This is a genomic window from Rhodobacter capsulatus, assembly GCF_052363175.1.
GTDB lineage: Bacteria > Pseudomonadota > Alphaproteobacteria > Rhodobacterales > Rhodobacteraceae > Rhodobacter > Rhodobacter capsulatus_D.
In genome coordinates, this window is sequence record NZ_CP198946.1 from 1,948,474 (window position 1) to 1,965,427 (window position 16,954).

At 66.1% G+C, this 16,954-nt stretch carries 12 protein-coding genes; 3 read left to right on the plus strand and 9 right to left on the minus strand.

What is annotated here, in order from left to right:
* Positions 1 to 47 precede the first annotated feature (47 nt).
* The 7 genes from ACTTAI_RS10525 to ubiT all read right to left on the minus strand — a co-directional run bounded on the left by ACTTAI_RS10525 (position 48) and on the right by ubiT (position 11,255).
* Positions 48 to 2,102, minus strand: a complete 2,055-nt coding sequence (locus ACTTAI_RS10525) for a methyl-accepting chemotaxis protein (protein WP_444455666.1) — start codon at positions 2,100 to 2,102, stop codon at positions 48 to 50.
* Between the two features lie 88 nt (positions 2,103 to 2,190).
* A complete protein-coding gene (locus ACTTAI_RS10530; RefSeq protein ID WP_444455667.1) occupies positions 2,191 to 3,186 on the minus strand; it encodes a dihydroorotate dehydrogenase-like protein in 996 nt (331 codons plus the stop codon).
* A 10-nt stretch (positions 3,187 to 3,196) separates the two neighbouring features.
* Positions 3,197 to 6,826: a pyruvate:ferredoxin (flavodoxin) oxidoreductase gene (gene nifJ, locus ACTTAI_RS10535; protein ID WP_444455668.1), complete on the minus strand. Its 3,630-nt coding sequence runs from the start codon at positions 6,824 to 6,826 to the stop codon at positions 3,197 to 3,199.
* Positions 6,819 to 8,462 carry an NAD(P)-binding protein gene (locus ACTTAI_RS10540; RefSeq protein ID WP_444455669.1) on the minus strand — a complete coding sequence of 548 codons (1,644 nt, stop codon included), beginning with the start codon at positions 8,460 to 8,462 and terminating at the stop codon, positions 6,819 to 6,821. The genes nifJ and ACTTAI_RS10540 overlap by 8 nt, the downstream gene beginning before the upstream one ends.
* 348 nt (positions 8,463 to 8,810) lie before the next feature.
* Positions 8,811 to 9,713: a ubiquinone anaerobic biosynthesis protein UbiV gene (gene ubiV, locus ACTTAI_RS10545; RefSeq protein WP_444455736.1), complete on the minus strand. Its 903-nt coding sequence runs from the start codon at positions 9,711 to 9,713 to the stop codon at positions 8,811 to 8,813.
* Between the two features lie 16 nt (positions 9,714 to 9,729).
* Complete coding sequence (ubiU, locus tag ACTTAI_RS10550) at positions 9,730 to 10,707, minus strand: ubiquinone anaerobic biosynthesis protein UbiU (protein WP_444455737.1); 978 nt, start codon at positions 10,705 to 10,707, stop codon at positions 9,730 to 9,732.
* Positions 10,707 to 11,255, minus strand: coding sequence for a ubiquinone anaerobic biosynthesis accessory factor UbiT (gene ubiT, locus ACTTAI_RS10555; RefSeq protein WP_110804177.1), 549 nt, complete (start codon positions 11,253 to 11,255; stop codon positions 10,707 to 10,709). Before ubiT ends, ubiU begins: the two co-directional genes overlap by 1 nt.
* Positions 11,256 to 11,394: 139 nt before the next feature.
* On the opposite strand from ubiT, the gene ACTTAI_RS10560 reads away from it, so the two are divergent.
* Positions 11,395 to 12,906 carry a UbiD family decarboxylase gene (locus tag ACTTAI_RS10560; RefSeq protein WP_444455670.1) on the plus strand — a complete coding sequence of 504 codons (1,512 nt, stop codon included), beginning with the start codon at positions 11,395 to 11,397 and terminating at the stop codon, positions 12,904 to 12,906.
* Positions 12,903 to 13,466: a UbiX family flavin prenyltransferase gene (locus ACTTAI_RS10565; protein ID WP_444455671.1), complete on the plus strand. Its 564-nt coding sequence runs from the start codon at positions 12,903 to 12,905 to the stop codon at positions 13,464 to 13,466. Before ACTTAI_RS10560 ends, ACTTAI_RS10565 begins: the two co-directional genes overlap by 4 nt.
* Here the strand turns inward: ACTTAI_RS10565 and ACTTAI_RS10570 are convergent.
* Entirely contained in the window at positions 13,448 to 14,641 is a 1,194-nt protein-coding gene (locus tag ACTTAI_RS10570; protein WP_444455672.1) for an NnrS family protein, read from the minus strand. The genes ACTTAI_RS10565 and ACTTAI_RS10570 overlap by 19 nt on opposite strands.
* Before the next feature lie 164 nt (positions 14,642 to 14,805).
* On the opposite strand from ACTTAI_RS10570, the gene ACTTAI_RS10575 reads away from it, so the two are divergent.
* A complete protein-coding gene (locus ACTTAI_RS10575; protein ID WP_444455673.1) occupies positions 14,806 to 15,759 on the plus strand; it encodes an acyltransferase family protein in 954 nt (317 codons plus the stop codon).
* Between the two features lie 228 nt (positions 15,760 to 15,987).
* Here ACTTAI_RS10575 and ACTTAI_RS10580 read toward each other — a convergent pair whose 3' ends face one another.
* A complete protein-coding gene (locus tag ACTTAI_RS10580) occupies positions 15,988 to 16,902 on the minus strand; it encodes a hydrogen peroxide-inducible genes activator (protein ID WP_444455674.1) in 915 nt (304 codons plus the stop codon).
* Positions 16,903 to 16,954 lie beyond the last annotated feature (52 nt).

Sequence of the window (16,954 nt, forward strand, 5' to 3'; positions counted from 1 at the left end):
CCGGGTGCGCTTGCGCACCCGGGTCTTTTTTATTGATGTTCCGCTGCTTACGAGGCGCGGCGGTAGCTTTGCTGCGTGTCTCCGCCGGTGCGGAAGATCGCCCCTTGCGCCGACAGATGCCCCGCCTGATCGCGCAGCACCGCCACGGCGGCCGAGCTTTCCTCGAACATCGCAGCGTTCTGTTGCGTCACCTGATCGAGCTGGTTCACCGCCGAGGAAATCTCGCCCAGCCCCATCGATTGTTCCGCCGCCGAATTGGCGATCGCCTGCACCAGCGTATCGACCTCGGCGACGAGATGGTCGATCTCGCCCAAAGCCTGACCCGAGGAATTGACCAGATCGACGCCCTGCCGCACCTGACGGCCCGAGGTTTCGATCAGTTCCGCAATCTCGCGCGCGGCTTCCGACGAACGCTGCGCCAGCGCCCGCACTTCCGAGGCGACGACGGCAAAGCCGCGGCCCGTTTCCCCCGCCCGCGCCGCCTCGACGCCTGCGTTCAGTGCCAGCAGGTTGGTCTGGAAGGCAATGTCGTCAATCACCGAAGTGATGCGCGAAATCTGTTCCGAGCTGCGCGCGATATCGTTCATTGCCGAAATCGTCTCTTCGACGACGCGCCGTCCTTCGGTCGAGCGATGCCGCGCCTTGCTCACCGCGCCGGCCGCATTGCGCGCGCCGCTTGACGAGCTTTCCACCGAGGAGGCCAGCTGATTGATCGCCGCGGCGGTTTCTTCAAGCGAGGCCGCCTGGGTTTCGGTGCGCCGCCCCAACTCGGCCGAGGCGCCCGAGAGGCTTTCGGTCTCGCTCTGGATCGATTGCGCGCTGTCAAGGATCGAGCCGACCAGTTCCGCCATTCTGTCGATCGCCTCGTTGTAATTGTGGCGCAGCGCTTCGAATTCCGCCGCCATCGGACGGTCGAGCCGGTGGTCAAGCTCGCCCGCGCTGAGCGCCGCGACGGCCTGCTGAAAGTCGAGAATTGCCGCCTTGCGGTCGGTGACGTCGGTGGCGAATTTCACCACTTTGTAAGGGGTGCCCTCGGCGTCGAGGATCGGGTTGTAGCTGGCCTGAATCCAGACTTCCTTCCCCGACTTGCCGATGCGGCAGAATTCGCCCACCTGCGGGATGCCCGCGCGCAGATCGGCCCAGAATTGCCGGTAGGCCTCGCTTTCGCGCTCTTGCCCGCGCAGGAAGTGCGAGTGGTGCTTGCCGATGACTTCGGGCAGGGAATAGCCAAGTGCGCGCAGGAAAATGTCGTTCGCTGTCAGCGTGTTGCCATTCATGTCGAATTCGATTGTCGCCTGCGACCGGTTCAGCGCCGTGATCTGTCCGGCCTGATCGAGGGCGACCTTTTTCACATCGGTCACGTCATAGGCGAATTTCACCACGCCGGTCAGTGTGCCGTTGAGCCCGAAAAGCGGGTTGTAAGTAGCACGCAACCAGATGTCCTTGCCGCCCTTGTCGGTGCGCAGGAATTCGCCCGCGACCAGTTCGCCCGCGCGCAGTCGGGACCAGAATTGCGCATAGTCCGGCAGATCGGCCTTGCCCGCGGGCATGAACATGCGATGATGTTTGCCAATCACTTCGGCGGCGGCATAGCCGGTGACTTTCAGGAAATTCTCGTTCGCTTCCAGCACCTTGCCGTCAAGATCGAATTCGATCACCGCGGCGGAGCGGCAGATGGCCTGCATCATTGCCTCCATCCGCTTGGTTTGTTTCGTCTTTTCCGTCACATCCGCGGCAAAGTTGACGACTTGCGTGACCGTGCCGCTTTCGTCGCGGACCGGCACATAGGTTGCCTCGATCCAGACGGTGTCGCCGTTCTTGCGGTGCCGCGCGGCGGTGACGCGCTGTTCCTTGCCTGCCCGCAGCCCGTCCCAGAACGGCCCCTTGCCGATGCTGGCGGCATCTTCCGGCGGCATCACGATGGCGATGGATTTTCCGACCATCTCTTCGGGCGCGTAGCCCATCAGCCCGGCATAGACGGAGTTGGCCTGTTCGATCTTGCCGGTCATGTCGAAGATGATCACCGCCAGGGCGGTTTCCACGGCGGTCTTTTCGGCTTTCACAAGGACGTTCTCGATCGAGGACTTCGGGCGGAAGAACATGGCGACTCCAGGGTGGCAGTGTTGCCCGCGACCATAGTCCTCAGCTCTTGCCGTCAGGTTAACCCGCACCGCCGTCTGAAATTTTGTCTCAGCCCTTTGCCCAGCTTTGCATCACTTTGATGTAATTCGCCCGCTCGTAACCCTCGGGATCATCGATCGCCCCATGCGCCAGCATACCGCGCACCGCCGCCAGCGAATTCACCCCGCGCGCAGCCAGCCAGTCCTCGAGCCCGCGCACGAGGGTTTCCATATGCCCCGGCCCGTGACGCAGAAGCGCCGAGGTGGTCATCACCACATCCGCACCGGCAAGCAGATAGCGCACGATATCCTCGGAGGTTTCGACCCCGGTCGTCGCGGCCAGCGATCCGCCAAGCCGCCCGGACAGCACGCCAATCCAGAGCAGCGGCAGGCGCATCTCGTAACTCTGTGACAGCTGCAGCGTCGGGGTGACGGTCAGGCCCACAGGGTCGATTTCGGGCTGATAGAAGCGGTTGAACAGCACGACCCCCTTCGCCCCGGCCGCGATGATGCGCTTGGCCATATGCGCGGGCGACGAGAAATAGGGGCCGATCTTCACCGCAACCGGGAGGCTGACCGTCTCGCAGACCGCGCGCACCACATCAAGCGTGCGCCGTTCCACGTCCGAGCCCGAGACCGTCGGATCGGTGGGCAGGAAGTAGACGTTCAGCTCGATCGCCGCGGCGCCCGCTTCCTCCATGTCATGCGCCGTGTCGGTCCAGCCGCTGTCGGTGGTGCCGTTGATCGAGGCGATGACCGGAATCGGCAGCGTTTTCGAGGCCTTCTCGACCAGTCCGAGCGTGTTGGAACTTTCAAAGGCAAAGGCCGCCTGCGTCGGGAAATAGCTCAGCGCCTCGCCATAGCTTTCGGTGCCATGCTCGACCAGCTGATCAAGGATGCGCTGTTCGTGCCAGATCTGCTCCTCGAAGACCGAGGGCAGCACCACCGCGCCCGCGCCGCCATCGGCCAGCTGTTTGAGCACGTCGAGCCGCGCATTCAGCGGGCTTGGCGAGGCGACGACGGGGCTTTGCAGCTCCAGACCCAGGTAGCGCGTTCTCAAGTCCATTCCGGGGTCCTCACATCTTTCCTGCCGCAGCCATGGCTCGGGCCGGGTCGGGTCCAGCATCCATACGCGCAAAGTCCTCATAACTGCGGTATTTTTCAAGCACGGCCTGTTGCGCCTCGGCCAGAAGCGCCGCCGCCTCCTCGGGCCGCGTCGCGGCAAGGGCCGAATAGCGCAACTCGTTATAGGCGTAGTCCTTGAAGGGCAGGGTTGGGCGGGGACTGTCAAGGCGGAACGGTGCCGCGCCCGTGCCGCGCAGCTGCGGGTCGTAGCGCAGAAGCGGCCAGTAGCCCGAGGCAACGGCGCGGTCTTGTTGGTTCAGCCCGCGGCGGATGTCGAAGCCATGCGCGATGCAATGGCTGTAGGCAAGGATGAGCGAGGGACCGTCATAGGCTTCAGCCTCGCGGAAGGCTTGCAGGGTCTGCTGCGGGTTCGCCCCCATCGCCACCTGCGCCACATAGACATTGCCGTAAGCCACGGCCTGCAGCGCAAGGTCTTTCCGCGCCGTGCGCTTGCCCGCGGCGGCGAATTTCGCAATCGCGCCAAGGGGCGTGGCCTTTGACGCCTGCCCGCCGGTGTTCGAATAAACCTCGGTATCCATCACAAGGATATTCACGTTGCGCCCGGAGGCGAGCACATGGTCCAGCCCGCCATAGCCGATGTCATAAGCCCAGCCATCGCCGCCGACGATCCAGATCGAACGCCGCACCAGATGGTCGATCACGCTCATCAGATGTTGCGCCCGCGGCGCGTCGCGATGGGCCAGAAGTCGCGTCTTCAGCGTCGCCACCCGCTCGCGCTGCGCCCGGATCTCGCTTTCGCGGATCTGCGGCGCCGACAGGATCGCCGCCACCAGATCCTCGCCCACTTCGGGGGCCATTTCCGCGGCCAGGCTGCGGGCCAGATCCAGATGCTTGTCGGCCGCGAGCCGGAAGCCAAGGCCGAACTCGGCGTTGTCTTCAAACAGCGAGTTGGCCCAGGCCGGACCGCGGCCCTCGGCGTTCTTTGTCCAGGGTGTGACCGGCAGGTTCCCCGAATAGATCGAGGAACAGCCGGTCGCATTCGCGATCATCAGCCGGTCGCCGAAGAGCTGGCTGAGCAGCTTGACATAGGGCGTTTCCCCGCAGCCCGCGCAGGCGCCCGAGAATTCAAAAAGCGGCTCAAGGAATTGCACGCCGCGGACGTTGGCGAAATCGACGCGCGAGCGGTCATTGACCGGCAGATGCTCGAAGAAGGTCATCGCCTTGCGCGCCTCGTCCAGAAGCGTGGCCTTTTCGGTCAGGTTGATGGCCTTCACCCCCGGCTCGACCGGGCTTTGCGCCGGGCAGGCCTCGATGCAGAGCCCGCAGCCGGTGCAATCCTCGACATGGAATTGCAGACTGAACCGCGCGCCCGGGTAGCCGCGCGCATTGACCGGGGCCGACTTGAACCCCTCGGGCGCGCCTTCGAGCAAGTCCTCGTCGAAGTATTTCGCCCGGATGACCGAATGCGGGCAGACGAAGGAACATTGGCCGCACTGGATGCACAGGTCGCTGCGCCATGCCGGAACGTCATCCGCCACGTTGCGTTTTTCCCAGGCCGCGGTGCCGGTCGGGAAGGTGCCATCGGCCGGCAACAGGCTGACCGGGATCGTGTCGCCCATGTCCTCCATCATCGGCGCGGTGACGCGGCGCACGAACTCGGGCGCGGTCGGCGGCACGGCCGGGGGGCGCTCGAAGCGCGAGGTGACGGTGGCGGGCAGCTTGACCTCGTGCAGCCGTTCCAGCGCGCCATCGACGGCGGCCCAGTTCTGCTCGATCACCCGTTTGCCCTTGCGGCCATAGGTTTTCTTGATCGAGGCCTTGATCTGTGCGATCGCCTCTTCGCGCGGAAGCACGCCCGAAAGCGCAAAGAAGCAGGTCTGCAGGATGGTGTTCGTCCGCCGCCCCAAGCCCACCTCGCGCGCGGCCTTGTTGGCGTCGATGACGTATAATTTGAGCCCCTTGTCGAGGATCGTCTGCTGCGCCGAGCGGGGCAGGCGATCCCAGACCTTCTCAGGCCCGAAGGGGGCATTGAGCAGAAACGTCGCCCCCGGCGCCGCAACGCGCAGCACGTCGATTTTCGACATGAAGGGGAATTGATGACAGGCGACGAAATTCGCCGCGTGGATCAGATAGGGCGCCTTGATCGGGCGCGGCCCGAAGCGCAGGTGCGACACCGTCTGCGCCCCCGACTTGTGGCTGTCGTAGACGAAATAGCCCTGCGCACAAAGCCCCGCCTCCTCGGCGAGGATCTTGACCGAGTTCTTGTTCGCACCGACCGTGCCATCCGCCCCAAGGCCGAAAAATACAGCGCGGACAACATCTTCCGGCTCTGTGTTGAAGTGCGGATCGACGGGCAGCGAGGTGAAGCTGACATCATCGGTGATGCCGACGGTAAAGCCCTGTTTCGGGCTGTCCTTCGCCAGCTCGTCATAGACGGCCTTCACCTGCGCCGGGTCGAAATCCTTCGAGGACAGCCCATAGCGCCCGCCGGTGACGCGCGGCATGGTTGCCCGTTTTCCGGTGGCGACCGCCTCGCAAAGCGTGGCGACGACATCAAGGAAAAGCGGTTCTCCGGGGGCGCCGGGTTCCTTGCAGCGGTCGAGCACGGAAAGCTTGGTGCAGGTCGCGGGCAGGGCGGCCAGAAAGGCCTCGGCCGGGAAGGGGCGGTAAAGCCGCACGATCAGCGCGCCGAGTTTTTCGCCCGCGCCATTCAGCGCCGAAAGCGCTTCCTCGACCACCTCGGCGCCCGAGCCCATGATCACGATCACCCGCGTCGCCTCGGGGTCGCCCAGATAGTCGACAAGGGAATAATGCCGCCCGGTCAGGCTGGCGAGCCGCGCCATTTCCTCGGCCACGATCGCGGGCACGGCGGCATGGAACGGGTTGCCCGCCTCGCGGCCCTGAAAGAACACATCCGGGTTTTGCGCCGTGCCGCGCACGACCGGATTGTCGGGCGACAAAGCCCGGGCGCGATGGGCGCGCACCAGATCATCATTCACCATCGCGCGGATGGTTTCATCGGGGATCAGCCGCAGCGTGTTGACCTCGTGGCTGGTTCGGAAGCCATCGAAGAAATGCACAAACGGCACCCGGGCGCGCAGCGTCGCCGCCTGCGCGATCAGCGCCATGTCGTGGGCCTCCTGCACCGAGCTTGATGCCAGCATCGCAAAGCCCGTCGCTCGCACCGCCATCACGTCGGAATGATCGCCAAAGATCGAGAGCGCATGGGTCGCCAGCGCGCGGGCCGCCACATGAAAGACCGTCGGCGTCAGCTCGCCCGCGATCTTGAACATGTTCGGGATCATCAGCATCAGACCCTGCGACGCGGTGAAGGTCGTCGTCATCGCGCCCGCCTGCAGCGCGCCATGCACGGCGCCCGCCGCCCCGGCCTCGGACTGCATTTCCTGAATCACGGGCACATTGCCCCAGATGTTGCGGATCTCGCGCGCGGCCCATTCGTCGGCCAGTTCCGCCATCGTCGAGGACGGCGTGATCGGATAGATGCCGCAGACCTCGTTCACGCGATAGGCGATATGGGCGACGGCGGTATTGCCATCCATCACCGCTTGCAGGCCCTGATCGGCCGGGGCCTTGGGCTTTTCGGCAACCGCATCACGCATGGGACGTCTCCTCGGGCATCAGCTCCATCGCGCCGCAGGGGCACTGCTCGACGCAGTTCGAACAGCCGGTGCATTTCGTCAGATCGATGCGATAGCCACGGCCGGGGCCGTGCTTGACGATCGCTTCCTCGGGGCAGGCGGCAAAGCAGTTGTCGCATTCGTAGCACTGGCCGCAGGAATAGCAGCGGCTCGCCTCGTAGCGGGCTTCCTTGGTGGTCAGCCCCTTGATGATTTCCTGAAATCCGCCCATCCGCGCGGTTTCCGCCAGCCGCCGCTGTTCGCTTTGCAGCGCATCGGAATAGACCGGCAGGTTGAGGCGGCCAAACCCGGCCAGCGGGGCAGGGGTTTTCGGCTCATGCACCGAGCCGGTGAGCCAGGCATCGATATGGCGCGCGGCCAATTTCCCGTGCCCGGTCGAGATGGTGACGGATTGTTGCGCGGGCACCATGTCGCCGCCCGCGAAAATGCCCGCTGCGCCTGTCTGCATATCGGGGCCAACGACCAACGCGCCATCGGGGGTGAAACTGAGCCCCGGCACCGCCTGAAGGAACCCGCTGTCCGATTGCTGCCCCAAGGCCAGCACCAGCGCATCGGCGCTCAGCGTTTCGATCTCGCCGGTGGGCTGCGGGCGGCCCTCGGCATCCAGTTCCATCCGCTCGATCTGCAGATCGGAGCCCGAGATTTCCTTGATCGTCGTCAGCCAGCGGATCTTGACGCCTTCTTCCAGCGCTTCGTCGGCCTCGAACCCATGCGCGGGCATGTGCTCGCGGTCGCGCCGGTAGACGATGATGGTTTCGGTGGCGCCCAGACGCTTTGCCGTGCGCGCGGCATCCATCGCCGTGTTGCCGCCACCGTAAACGACGACGCGGCGGCCAAGCATCGGCGGCGCCGCGGACGAGGTGTCGCGCAACAGGTTCACCGCATCGAGCACCTTCGCCGCATCGCGGGCCGGGATCTCGACATGCTTGCCCATCCCCGCGCCGATGGCGAGGAAGACCGCATCAAAGCCCCCCGCCGTCTTTTCCGCCATCAGATCGGTGACCCGGTGATTGAGCGTGATCTTCACCCCCAGGGCCTCGATCCGCGCCACATCGGCGGCCAGTTCCGCCCGCGGCATGCGGTAGGCGGGAATGCCGAAATGCATCATGCCGCCCGCGACCGGACCGGCCTCGCGGATTTCGACCGCATGGCCTGCCCGCGCCAGATGATAGGCGGCCGAAAGCCCCGCAGGCCCGGCGCCGACGATCAGCACGCGCTTGCCGGTGGCGTCGCGCAGGCGGTGGAATTGCCAGCCCTCGCGCGTGGCCATGTCGCCCAGAAAGCGCTCGACGGCATGGATCGACACCGCGCTGTCGACCTCGCCGCGGTTGCAGCCGCTTTCGCAGGGGTGATAGCAGACGCGGCCATGCACGGCGGGCATCGGGTTGTCTTCGGTGAGCTTTTCCCAGGCCTGCCGGTAGCGGCCTTCCTGCGCGAGCGCGATCCACGCCCGGATGTTTTCCCCCGCGGGGCAGGCGGCCTGACAGGGTGGGGTGAGGGTCACATAGACCGGATGTTCCGTGCGCACCGGCCCCGTGCTGCCCCGCGATCCGCTTGGAACGATCGAGGGCGTCAAATCCCGTAGCCGCGTGCTCATGGCCTTCTCCGGTGGTGGTGGTCCCGACCCGGAAAGCCTAGCGCAGCTGTGCAAAGCTGTGCATGATTTGGATCATTTCGAAAAAGATGTGCGCGGAGCGATTGTTGCGGCGGAAATGGTTGGGTCGGGCGGATCAGGAAAAGCACCGCTTTTCCCCGCCCGCAGCGACCACGGTCCCGCAAGACCGTTTCCCCAAGCGCGCGAGAGGCCAGCGCCCAGCCCCGGCGGCGCGAAAGCGCCCGCCATGGGCGGGGCGGGCGCTGGCCGAGGGCCTTTGGGCCCCCGGCGGTCATGGGGATGTGTTGCGCATGGCCGCGTCAGCGCCGCGGCCAAGACACGCTTGGGTAATCAGGCCGAAATCGGGTGCTGCCAGTCCGACCCCGACGGCCCATCAAGGAAGCCGTCGGCAAAGCGGCCGCCGGGGGCCTCGGGCAGCAGTTTCGCCACCAGATCGGCGGGCGAGATCTTGCCCGCCAGACGATCCGCATAGCCCTGACAAAGCGCGTTGAAATCGCCCGTCTGCGGCGAGAGCCGCAGCGTCGAAACGCCCGCCTCGGCCAGGGCCTCGGTGTAGTAAGCCGCGCAGCCCGTGGCGGCAGAGAGCGTCTGCACCCCGTTCACCGACAGGAACGCCTGCCCATCAAGCGTGTCGACCTCGCGCCCATCGAGATCGGCGCCGCAGATGAACTGGCAATTGTCCTTGGCCCGGTCATGCAGCCGCGCATGATAGCAGCGCGCCGACATCGCAAGCGGCAGCCGCCCGTGACCCCAGACCTCGACCGCCACACCCGCGTCCTTGCCCGCCTTGCACAAAGCCGCAATCGACTTCAGCGGCAGCTCGGGCGGCAGACAAATCCGCGTCGCGCCCTTGCGGGCGAGATAGGCGAGCGTGCCTTCGTTATAGACGTTCACCAGCGGGCCGACCCAGAACGGCGTGCCCTCGGGGATGTGCTTGAGCGCGGTGATATCGTTGATCTCGACCGGCAGACCCATGTCGAACAGGTCTTTCGTCTTGCCGCGTTCGCGGTTGAGCGTGATCAGGCCCAGCGTGGACAGCGCCACTTCCTTGCCCGCATCCTTCAGCGTCGCAACGATCAGCGGGATGTCATGTTCCCAAAACGGCAGCCGTTTCGAGCAGACCACCTCGCCCACCACGACCCGGGCGACCGGCGCCGCGCGCAGGCGTTCGTAAAACCCGCGCGTCGCATCGGTGGTCCAGAAAAACAGGTTGGCGCCAACCGTGAGGTCCATCGTCATCTTCAAATCCTCAACGCCAGGTCTTCGCATAGGCCCCGGCCGTGGCCTGCTGGCCCTCGGTCAGCCGCGCCAGTTCCGCCAGCGGCAGATCACGCCCCGCGGCCAGCGCATCGGTGGCGGCGCGGAAGGCCCGCACCACCTCGGCCACATAGGCGCGCGAGCGTTGCCGCCCCTCGATCTTCAGCGCGGTCACCCCCGCCTTGGCCAGCGCCGGGATCAGGTGGCGGGCGTCAAGGCTCACCGGATCTTCGAACACATGGCCGGTCTGTTCGCCCGAGGTGAAGCAGCCCTTGCAGAGCGTCGGATAGGGCGCGGGCTGTTCCTTGGGCGTGCGGTGAATGGTGAAGCCCCCAAGCTTCGCCGCCAGATCCGGGCCTTCCTCGGCATAGACGACGTGCGACGCGGGCGAGCAGACGCCGTTCATGTTCGGCGAAAGCCCCGTGGCATAGGACGAAAGCGCACAGCGCCCCTCGGCCATGACGCAAAGCCCGCCGAAAACAAAAGCTTCCGTCTCGACGTCGATTTCCTTGTTGATCGCGGCAATCTCCTGCACGGTCAGCACGCGCGGCAGAACAACCCGTTTCACATCAAAGGCTTCGGCGTAGAAGTTGATGGCATCCGGGTTCGCGGCGGCAGCCTGCACCGACAGGTGACGGCGCAGCTTCGGATGGTGCGTCGCCGCGTAGTCCAGAAGCCCGATATCGGCGAGGATCACCGCATCGACGCCTGCGGATTCCGCATCGGCCAGACGCTTGTGCCACAGCCCCTCGGCGCCCGCGCGCGGGAAGGTGTTCAGCGCGACCAGCACCTTGGCGCCGCGCTTGTGGGCCCCGGCCACGGCGGCCGTCAGCTCCTCCGTCGAGAAGTTCAGCCCCGGGAAGTTGCGCGCGTTCGTCTCGTCCGAGAACCCGCAATAGACGGCATGCGCCCCGGCCTCGACGGCTGCACGCAGTGCAGCAGGCGTTCCCGCGGGGCAAACAAGTTCCATCATGTCCAGTCTCCTGCCAGCGTATCGACGCGGTGCAGCACCACGCCCGACCCCTTTTCGGCGAGGGTCACCGCCTGTTGCACGAAGGGTTTCAGCGGGCCCGCCATCTCGGCCAGTTCGGCCGCAAGGTCAAGCTCCGCATCGTCGATCGCATTGCGCAGCGCGACCACGGCCGAGGTATCCCCCTCGACCACCAGATCGCGCGAAAAGAAAAGGGCATCGCCGTCATAGGCGCCGTGCATCATGCCAAGGAAAGCCGCGATCGGCCCGGCAATCCGCGCTTCCGCCATCGGCGGCTTGCGATGCGCGCTGACCTTCACGCCACCAGACCGCAGATCGAGGAGCAGCATGAACGGCAGATCGGTGGGGTCGAGCAGGAAGCGGCATTCGCGATACTGGCCAAGCCGGGCGAACAGCCCCGGGTGGCGTGTGGCAATCCGTCGCGCCAGCATCGACAGCGTCACCGAGAGCGGCGCAAGCGGCAAGGGCCGCATCGCCCGGCCCATCAGGCTTGGCAGGCGGGGAATCGTCTGGTCATGATCGGACATGGCGCTCCTTTCGTCGGGCGGGAAGGCCCCTCCGCTAGATGGGCTGCTTTAACGCGGCTCACAATGCGGCAACTTGATCAATGTCAAACCTCTCTTTAACCGGGGATGTTAGCGGACCCAAGAGCTTCCGGAGGATCTGATGCGCAGCCTGCCCGTTTTCACCGACCTGCGGTCCTTCCTTGACTGGACGAAATCGAAGGGCGATCTGCGCGCGATCCCCGAACCTGTGCAGACCGATCTGCAAATGTCGGCCGTGCATCGCGCGGTGCTCGAACAGGGCGGGCCGGTGCTGCGGTTCGAGGCGCCGGTGCTGCCCTCGGGCCAGCGCTCGCCGATTCCTGTGGTGACCAACCTTTTCGGCACCACCGACCGGGTGGCGGCGGGGCTGGGGCTGCGGCTGGATCAGGTGCCGGAACTCGGGCAGTTTCTGGCCGATCTGAAATCCCCCGCCCCGGTCGAGGGGATGCGCGACGCCTTTTCCCGCCTGCCGATGCTGAAGGCGGCTTTGTCGACGCGGGTGAATATCTCGAAAAAAGGCCCGGTGCAGGATGTGGTGCTGGAGCCGGGCAAGGGGCTGAACCTGGAAGACGTGCCGGTGCAGAAGCTCTGGCCCGGCGATGGCGGGCGGCTCTTCACCTGGCCCGTCGTCATCACGCGGCCGCATGGCACCGCCGCCGATGCGGTGATGAGCTATAACCTCGGCATCTACCGCGCCCAGCTGCATGGGCCGGAAAGCATCATCATGCGCTGGCTCGCCCATCGTGGCGGCGCGGCGCATCACCGGTCTTGGCTCGCCGCGGGGCAGCCGATGCCGGTCGCCATGGTTCTGGGCGCCGATCCGGCCACGCTGCTGTCGGCCGCGCTACCGCTGCCCGAGCAGGTCTCGGAACTCACCTTCTCGGGCGTGCTGCGCGGCGCCCGCAGCCATCTGGTGCCCGCGAAGACCGTGCCGCTGATGGTGCCCGCCGAGGCCGAGATGGTGATCGAGGGCTGGATTCACCCGAATGACACCGCGCCGGAAGGCCCCTTCGGCGATCACACCGGCTATTACAACTCGGTCGAGCCCTTCCCGGTGCTGCGCGTCTCGGCGCTGACGCATCGCAAGGACCCGATTTACCTCTCGACCTATACCGGCCGCCCACCGGATGAGCCCGCGATCATCGGCGAGGTGTTCAACCAGCTCGCCATGCCAGTCTTCCGCCAGCAGATCCCGGAAATCCGCGACCTGTTCCTGCCGCCTGCCGCCTGTTCCTATCGCATCGCAGTGGTGCAGATCGCCAAGCGCTACCCCGGTCAGGCGAAGCGGGTGATGATGGCGCTGTGGGGGATGCTGGCGCAGTTCAGCTATACGAAGATGATCATCGTCGTCGATGAAGACATCGACCCGCGCAACTGGGACGACATCGCCTGGGCGATGGCAACGCGGATGGACCCGGCGCGCGATACCGTCATTCTGGACCGCACGCCGATGGATTATCTGGATTTCGCCTCGCCCATCGAGGGGCTGGCGGGCAAGATCGGCATCGATGCGACGAACAAGATCGGCACCGAGACAACCCGCGAATGGGGCACGGTGATGAAGATGCGCCCCGAGGATACGGCCTTTGCCGAGACGCTTCTGAAGCGCCACTTCCCCGGCGGTGTGAAATGACCGCCCGCGTCGTTCTGGGCGTCTCGGGCGCCTCGGGGGCGCTGCTCGCGCTCGCCGTGGGCGAGGCGCTGGTCAAGGTCGGCGCCGAGATCGATCTGGTTGTGTCCTCTGCCGCGAAGCTGACCTTCGCGACCGAGGCCGATGCGGGCGCCTTGGAGCGGCTGCAGGGCATGGCTGCGCATGTGCATGCGATCGGCAATGTCGGCGCGGCGATTGCGTCCGGGTCCTGCCCGGTGACGGGGATGATCATTGCGCCCTGTTCGATGCGCTCGCTTGCCGCCGTCGCGCATGGGCTGGATGACAATCTGCTGACGCGCGCGGCCTCGGTCCAGCTGAAGGAGCGCCGTCCGCTGATCCTGATGGCGCGCGAGGCGCCGCTGACGCTGGCGCATCTGCGCAACATGACGGCGGTGACGGAAATGGGCGGCATCATCCTGCCGCCCGTGCCCGCGTTTTATCTGAAACCCCAGACCGCCGAGGAGATCGCGGCGCAGATCGGGGCAAGGGCCGTCGATCTGCTCCGCCTTGGGCCGACGCAGGCTCAGGCCTGGTCGCCCTGAACCTTGATCTTCGGCCCGTGGCCCAAAGGCCGCGCGCCGGGCGTGCCGGGTTGCAGCTTCTCGCCCGTCAGCGACGGCCAAAGCCCGACCAGCATCGCGCCATAGGCGGCGACGAAGAGCAACGCCGCAGCGATCAGCGCCATCGGTTCCGAGGTCGAGGCCCGCAGCCCTGTTGCCGCGATCAGCAGCACGCCCGCAGCTTTCAGCGGCAGCGTCGCGACCGAGCGGCGGCCCGATTGGCCAAGGCTCATCTTGATCATCACCGCCGAGGACAGCCCGGCAACAGCGCCGATGGCGAGCAGGTGAATGGCGCCCGGATAGATCTCCATCGCCATCACCCCGGCCATGCCCATCGCATAAAGCCCGGTGCCAAGGCACAGGAAGCCAAGGTGAAAGCCCGAAAGCAGCGCGTCATGCTTGAAGGCCCAGCCATTGCGCCAGCCCATCGCGCGGAAGAGGTTGGTGGCCCCGGCCAGCACCAGAACGGCGCCAAAGGCGCGCGGCGGCAGGAAGGCTGCGGGCACGCAGAAGGCGGTGAAGATCGGCCCCCAGGTGTCGAGCCCGCTTGGCCGCGGCAGGGAGGTCTCGCCCTTGTGGACCATCGCATTGCGCGTCAGCCCCGCGGTCAGCTTGCCGCCAAAGGCCGCGTTCATCGTGGCGCAGGCCATCAGCCCCGCCATCGCGCCTTTCGGCGCCAGCCCGGGGGCCATCCCCATCCAATCGAGATGCATGATCAGGTCCGAGACCCAATGCAGCGCGAAAATCCCCAGATAGCTCAGCGTTTCCAACTTTTTCAGCCGCGCGACGGGCCAGGCCATCTTCGCCATCACGATGACGCCAAAGCCAAGATCGATCAGCGCCACCACGGGCGCCGGGATGAAGGCCGAAAAGGCGATCGCCAGACGACCGGCGAGCCAGAGCGCGGCGAGCCCCGGGAAGTAAATGCCCTGCAACGACTTCGGCGCCGAGGCGAGGAAGATCCCCGCCAGCACCGCGCCGCCATAGCCGAAGATCATCTCATGCGCGTGCCAGTCGATCGGCATCGCGCGGGTGGGCAGCAGCCCCTCAGTCAGCCCGGCACCGATCCAGTGGCCCCAAAGCGCCATCGCAAGGATCGCGAACAGGATCGCGGCAAGGTAGAAGGTGCGGTGACCCTCGCGGAAGATGCGGGACATGGGGTGGCTCCTTGGTCTTTGGCCTTTTCGTGCCTGCACCATCGCCTTTTCGCAAGCCCCGTGGCAGGCGGCACGTTGGCTCACCCGCGCGGTTTGGGGCGGCACACTTGAATGTGATGGGCCGGAAGGCTAGGGCAGGGCGACGCAGCAGACCCGAGGCAAAGATGACCGCTTCCGCCCCGCAAACCCAGCGCCTGATCGGGCTTGATCTGCTCAAGCTGTTTTTGGCGCTTCTGGTGGTGACGATCCACGCGAACCCGTTTCGCGGCGTGAATGACGAGGCGATGTGGGCGCTTGGCAATGGTCTGGCGCGGATCGGGGTTCCGGCCTTCTTCGTCGTCGCGGGCTACACCTTCCGCCCCGAAGTGCCGGGGCGGTCGGTCAAGCTGATGTTCCGCTATCTGAAACTGCATTTCCTGTGGCTGGCGATCTATCTGCCCGCCTGGTGGGTGACGGTCTGGGACCACGGGCTGGTCGAATATGTGAAGTTCTGGGTCTTCGGCTATTGGCATTTGTGGTTTCTGGTCGGGCTGGCGATGGCCGTGGGGCTGTCGCAACTGGTCTGGCGGTTCTCGGATCGGACGATCTGGACGATTGCGATTGCGGTGCTGCTCGCGGGTTTTGCGCTGCAATGGGCGATCGGCTTTTACATCCTGCCGCGCGGCTTCTGGCCAGATGCGAAGAACGGCGTGCTGATGGGATTTCCCTTCTATCTGATCGGCTACATGAGCAAGCGCAGCGGCCTTGTCGCGCGCATCCCGCTGCGGGTGGCGTTCTGGGGCTCTCTGATCGGCCTCATGTCGGTCGTCGGCGAATCCGAGCTGATGAAGGCCTTGGGGGGCGAACATCCCTTGGCACCCGAGACGCTGTTGACCGCCGCCGTCACCGGGCCGCTTCTGTTGGCGCTTGGCGTCAAGGCGCAGGGCTTTCCCGGCTGGCTGGTGCGGCTGCCCATCGGCACGCTTTCAGCCGGGATCTACTTCCTCCATGTGGGCATCGTGATCTGGCTGAACCATTTCACACTGCCGCGGGTGGAGGTCTATCTGATCGCCGTCACCGGGGCCGCGCTGATCACGCTCGGACTGATCCGCACGGGATTGGACAAGAAGCTGTTTTGAGCGGTCCGTCGGGCGGATCAGGAAAGGCACCGCCTTTCCCCGCCCGTTGTGCAACGCCCGTCGCACGACCGTTTCCCCAAGCACGACAGAGGCCTGCGCTCCGCCCCGGCGGCGCGAATGCGCCCGCCGATGGCGGGGCGGGCGCAGGCCGAGGGCCTTTGGGCCCCCGGCGGTCACGGGGCGAATGCTGCGCGAGACCTCGGCGATGGCCTCGGTCAGATCGGGGCCTCACACCCCCTTGGACTGATCCCGCAGCGCCGTCCCGACCTTGGCGATCACCGCCGCCACTTCCGCGAGCTGCGCGGCCAAGGGCGAGGACCGCCGCCACACCATCCCCACCCGCCGCGAGGGCGCGGGGTCGGCCAGCCGCGCCACCGACACCGGGGCCGAGCGCGTCTCGACCGGCAAAGCGATTTCCGGCAGCAGCGTCACCCCGATCCCCGCGCCGACCATCTGCGTCAGCGTTGCGAGCGACGAGCCCTCCATCACCGTGCGCGGGGTCACGCCGCCGACCTTGCAGAATTCGAGCGCCTGATCGCGGAAGCAATGCCCTTCTTCCAGCAGCAAAAGCCGCATCCGCGGCAGCACCTCGGCCGAGGGGACGGGCTTGCCCGCATCCGCTGCAGGCCGCACCAGCACGAAATCCTCGGTGAACAAGGGCTCCCAGGCGAGCGAGGGTTCGGAGACCGGCAGCGCAAGGATCGCGGCATCGAGCTGCGCCTCGGTCAGGGCCGCGATCAGCTTGCCCGTCACCGCCTCGCGCGGCGCGACCTCCAGCCCCGGATGGCTGCGCGCGAGCCCCGCGACGAGCGCAGGCAACAGATAGGGCGCGATCGTCGGAATGACGCCAAGCCGCAGCCGTCCCGAGAGCGGCCCCTGCGCGGCGCGGGAGAGATCGCCAAGCTCGTCCACCGCGCGCAGGATCGCCCGCACCCGCGGCACCAGCACCGCGCCCAAGCCGGTCAGATGCACCTGCCGCGGCCCGCGCTCGAACAGCGCCGCCCCCATCGTCTCCTCCATCTCGCGGATCTGCACCGAGAGCGCCGGCTGCGAGATCGCGCATTCCTCGGCCGCGCGGCCGAAATGGGCACTGCGCGCCACCGCATCGAAATAGCGAAGCTGTTTCATCGAGAGATTTTTCATAGGATTTAGTTATCGAGTAATTCGGATAATGCAATTGGAATTTATCGAAATC

Excerpts from the sequence above, each read along its gene's own strand:
- ACTTAI_RS10525 (WP_444455666.1), bottom strand. The coding sequence starts at position 2,102 with ATGTTCTTCCGCCCGAAGTCCTCGATCGAGAACGTCCTTGTGAAAGCC.
- ACTTAI_RS10530 (WP_444455667.1), bottom strand. The coding sequence starts at position 3,186 with ATGGACTTGAGAACGCGCTACCTGGGTCTGGAGCTGCAAAGCCCCGTC.
- nifJ (WP_444455668.1), bottom strand. The coding sequence starts at position 6,826 with ATGCGTGATGCGGTTGCCGAAAAGCCCAAGGCCCCGGCCGATCAGGGC.
- ACTTAI_RS10540 (WP_444455669.1), bottom strand. The coding sequence starts at position 8,462 with ATGAGCACGCGGCTACGGGATTTGACGCCCTCGATCGTTCCAAGCGGA.
- ubiV (WP_444455736.1), bottom strand. The coding sequence starts at position 9,713 with ATGGACCTCACGGTTGGCGCCAACCTGTTTTTCTGGACCACCGATGCG.
- ubiU (WP_444455737.1), bottom strand. The coding sequence starts at position 10,707 with ATGGAACTTGTTTGCCCCGCGGGAACGCCTGCTGCACTGCGTGCAGCC.
- ubiT (WP_110804177.1), bottom strand. The coding sequence starts at position 11,255 with ATGTCCGATCATGACCAGACGATTCCCCGCCTGCCAAGCCTGATGGGC.
- ACTTAI_RS10560 (WP_444455670.1), top strand. The coding sequence starts at position 11,395 with ATGCGCAGCCTGCCCGTTTTCACCGACCTGCGGTCCTTCCTTGACTGG.
- ACTTAI_RS10565 (WP_444455671.1), top strand. The coding sequence starts at position 12,903 with ATGACCGCCCGCGTCGTTCTGGGCGTCTCGGGCGCCTCGGGGGCGCTG.
- ACTTAI_RS10570 (WP_444455672.1), bottom strand. The coding sequence starts at position 14,641 with ATGTCCCGCATCTTCCGCGAGGGTCACCGCACCTTCTACCTTGCCGCG.
- ACTTAI_RS10575 (WP_444455673.1), top strand. The coding sequence starts at position 14,806 with ATGACCGCTTCCGCCCCGCAAACCCAGCGCCTGATCGGGCTTGATCTG.
- ACTTAI_RS10580 (WP_444455674.1), bottom strand. The coding sequence starts at position 16,902 with ATGAAAAATCTCTCGATGAAACAGCTTCGCTATTTCGATGCGGTGGCG.